Below are 3,376 nucleotides of genomic sequence, written 5' to 3' on the forward strand. Positions count from 1 at the left end.
ACGCCGTTCACGATGTCGATGACGGCTCCTACGGCGAAGCCGACCCACATCCACTCGGAGCGGAAGAACGCCCCGCGCGGTTCCGTTATCTCGACCGGCAGGCGGATCACCGGATAGCTGAGGCGTTCCCCCTCGATCCACTGACGCCGCACGACGATGTTCAGGCAGAGCATGACGAGGTGCGCCGCCACCAGGAACACGCTCCACCAGGCGACCACCGGCAGCCACGCTCGTAAGTGCGCTCCCGTGTAGAGCGTCGAGAGCCCGTTGTAGTAGCCCGACAGCACGCTCCGGTCTGACACGGTGAGCCATCGCGGGATGTGCTGCTGGAAGAGCCCCGCCCAGTCGTTCTCCGGCGTTGCGAACCACGACGCGTGCCCCAGCAGCGGCACGAGAACGAACATCCGGTCGACACCCGACAGGCTGGAACCTACTGAGACGCAGGTGTAGACCGCCATCAGCTCGGCGCGGTTTAGCGGCGCGGCTCCGCCCCAGCGCGACCATGCGCGCACGAACACTGCGTTCCCGCCGATCAGCACGGCGAGCGTAAACACGGCGTTGAAGTAGAGCGATACCTGAGTCGGGCAGGTGGCGACGCGGTAGGTCGAGGCGACGACCCACCAGCAGTTCAGCGGGACGAGGACGACGATGGCGATGATGGCTCGCAGGCGGATCGGGTGGATGGGAACCTCCTCGCCGGTGAAGCCTCGCCGCGTTCCGGCGCGACCCGCCCAGTATCGCCCGGCGTCCAGGACGGCGCAACCGTTGGCGTCGTCCGGGCTCTCTGATATAACCGCGTTGGCAGGCGACCTGGGAGGGGAAGCATGAGAACGCGTCGGCTCGGCAGGACGGGTCTGGAGGTGGGCGAAATCGGCTTGGGCGGAGCCTGGCTACTGGGCAGAGACGGCAGAGCGCCCGTCGAATCGGGCGTCGCCACGGTGCGCCGCGCGCTGGAGCTCGGCGTCACCTACATCGACACCGCCGAGTGCTACATAGGCGGCAAGAGCGAAGCCGTCATCGGCAAGGCGCTCGACGGCGTACAGACCTCCGCCGTCGTCGCGACGAAGTTCGGGCACCGACCGGCGGATCACGATCTCTCGCGGGACGCCGTTCTCGCCAGCGCCGAGGAGAGCCTGCGTCTCCTGAGACGCCCCTCCATGGACATCTTCCAGCTCCACACGCCCGCCGAGCCGCCGTGGGAGCGCGTCTTCGGGCCCGGCGGAGCCGCCGAAGGGATGATCGAGGCGCGCGAACGGGGCTGGTGCCGGTTCCTCGGCATCACCGGCAGGGACATCGACTTCCTGCGCCGCTGCATCGAGACGGACGTCTTCGACACGCTCTTGGTGTTCATGCGCTACGACCTGCTCGACCAGTCCGCGTCGGAGCTGTTCGACGAGGCTCACGCGCGGGATATGGGCGTCATCCAAGCGAGTCCGCTGCGGATGGGCCTGTTCGGGTCGGCGCGAGACTCGATGGAGGGAGGCTTGCAGGAATCCGAGCGCCGTCAGATGGAGGCGCTCGACGTCCTGCTCGCCGACGAGCCGGGCGGACTCTCCGGCGCGGCGATGCGGTTCGCCCTCAGCCATCCCGCCGTGAGCGTCGCCCTCAGCGGAGCCACGAGCGCCGCCGATATCGAGAACATCGTCGAGGTCAGCGCTGGCAGCATGTCTGCCGAGCTCGTCGCCGCGATACGCGCTACCTCCAGTGCCTGATTCCGCGAGGGAGCCGCGAGTATGCTTCCTGACCTGCCGACCATCCATGCCGCCCGAAACGCCTTCATAGCCGCCTGACGGATCGCGAGGTGCTCCATGGACTCGTGTTCACGCTGGCTGCGGCAGAGCTGCTTTGTTCTGATGGTCGCAGCTTGCGCAACCGCATCGGCGCAAGAGGCGACGTGGATTCCTTCGAAGATCATCGGGTGCGACACATGCTACGTCGTGAACCTGCACTTCGTCACGCCGCAGGAGGGATGGGCATCCGGCTATGACTGGGCGACACGTGGTCCCGTTCTCCTTCGCACGTCGGACGGCGGAGCGACATGGGCTCCGGCGCCGATCGCCATGCCCCGGTTCGTCTACGACCGCGCGTCCTTCGTGACGCCGATGGAGGGATGGGCTCCGCCTCACCAGTACAAGGTCGAGGCGAACGACCCAGCGAACGCCCTCGGCGCGCCGGTCCGCTTCTACCATACGACGGATGGCGGGAACTCCTGGTCGCTGCGTCAGGGAGTGGTCACCGAATCCGTTACGCTCGGGAATGCCTCCGCCGTTGCGGAAGCGAGTCGGAGGTATTTCCAGACGGCGCGTTTCGTCACGCGCTCCTTCGGCGTCATGGCGGGCACGATCACCTTTGTCCGCGCCGATGGGTTGGGCAATGAGTCGCAGTCATACCGTGGCTACGCCATCGCCGTGACGCACGACGGCGGCGCGACCTGGAAGACGTTCCTCTTCGGCATGGAAGACACCCACCGGTTCTGCGGGCAGAACCCGGACTTCGCGTCGAACTTTTACCCCCCGCTGGACATCGATTTCGTCGGAGAGCAGTACGGCTGGATTCCGGCCTTGACATGTTCACGGAGGTATGTCTTCCGGACAACCGACGGAGGTCGGGCGTGGGAGGTGCTCGACACACGCAGTCCTTATCCGAACACCGTCGGCGCGCATGTCGAGTTCGTTTCGCCCTCGGAAGGGTGGAGCTGGGATCAGGTTCCGCTCACGCACACGATGGACAGTGGAAGCACATGGAGTGTTCCGACGAACATGCCGGTGGGTTGGGGTCCGGTGTTTGTGTCGGGGCAGAACGGCTGGGTCATCGGCAAAAATGCGGAAGAAGCGAGTATCATCGCGCCTCCGTCGATCTACCGCACGACAAACGGAGGCCTGACGTGGGACAGGGACGCACGATGGGATCCAAGATGGGCCCTGAGTCGGTTGCAGTACGATGCGACTACGAGTTCGCTTTGGTTGATGGGTGGGCCCGAGCGATTGTATCGTAAATCGTCGACACCTGCCGGCGTGAATCCTCAACGAGATCTTGCGCGAACATGGGGTAGCTTGAAGAAGCAGGAGAGATGACCATGCAAGTGGCACTGACTCCTCGCAGGCGTCTCGGGACGTTCCGGCTTGGTGAGACGGTTGCGCATCAGATTCCGACGGGTTTCTGGTACGTTTGGCAGCCGGACATCAACTTGTTGGACGATGAGTTTCTCCAGATATGGAACGGCGAAGGCGGAACCTACGCGGCGTGTGACCGCATCTACTTCGCCTACGTGCAACCTGATGGCGCGTGGGGACAAAACGGGTCCCCGCCGGACTCGTTCATGGAGGACGAACCCAACGACGACATCAGACAAAATACATGGCGCGAAGCCAATGCC

The 3,376-nt window shown here is 64.9% G+C and carries 4 protein-coding genes; 3 read left to right on the forward strand and 1 reads right to left on the reverse strand.

Annotation, left to right across the window (positions count from 1 at the left end):
* A partial coding sequence (locus tag FJZ36_18515; GenBank protein ID MBM3216892.1) for a hypothetical protein occupies positions 1 to 512 on the reverse strand: 512 nt, incomplete at its 3' end.
* Between the two features lie 312 nt (positions 513 to 824).
* Here FJZ36_18515 and FJZ36_18520 point away from each other — a divergent pair.
* The 3 genes from FJZ36_18520 to FJZ36_18530 form a co-directional block, all read left to right on the forward strand.
* Positions 825 to 1,712, forward strand: a complete 888-nt coding sequence (locus FJZ36_18520) for an aldo/keto reductase (protein ID MBM3216893.1) — start codon at positions 825 to 827, stop codon at positions 1,710 to 1,712.
* A gap of 96 nt (positions 1,713 to 1,808) precedes the next feature.
* A complete protein-coding gene (locus tag FJZ36_18525; GenBank protein MBM3216894.1) occupies positions 1,809 to 3,074 on the forward strand; it encodes a hypothetical protein in 1,266 nt (421 codons plus the stop codon).
* Positions 3,075 to 3,076: 2 nt separating this feature from the next.
* Positions 3,077 to 3,376, forward strand: a 300-nt coding sequence (locus FJZ36_18530) for a hypothetical protein (GenBank protein MBM3216895.1), incomplete at its 3' end; no start/stop codon positions are given.

Source organism: Candidatus Poribacteria bacterium, from assembly GCA_016866785.1.
GTDB lineage: Bacteria > Poribacteria > WGA-4E.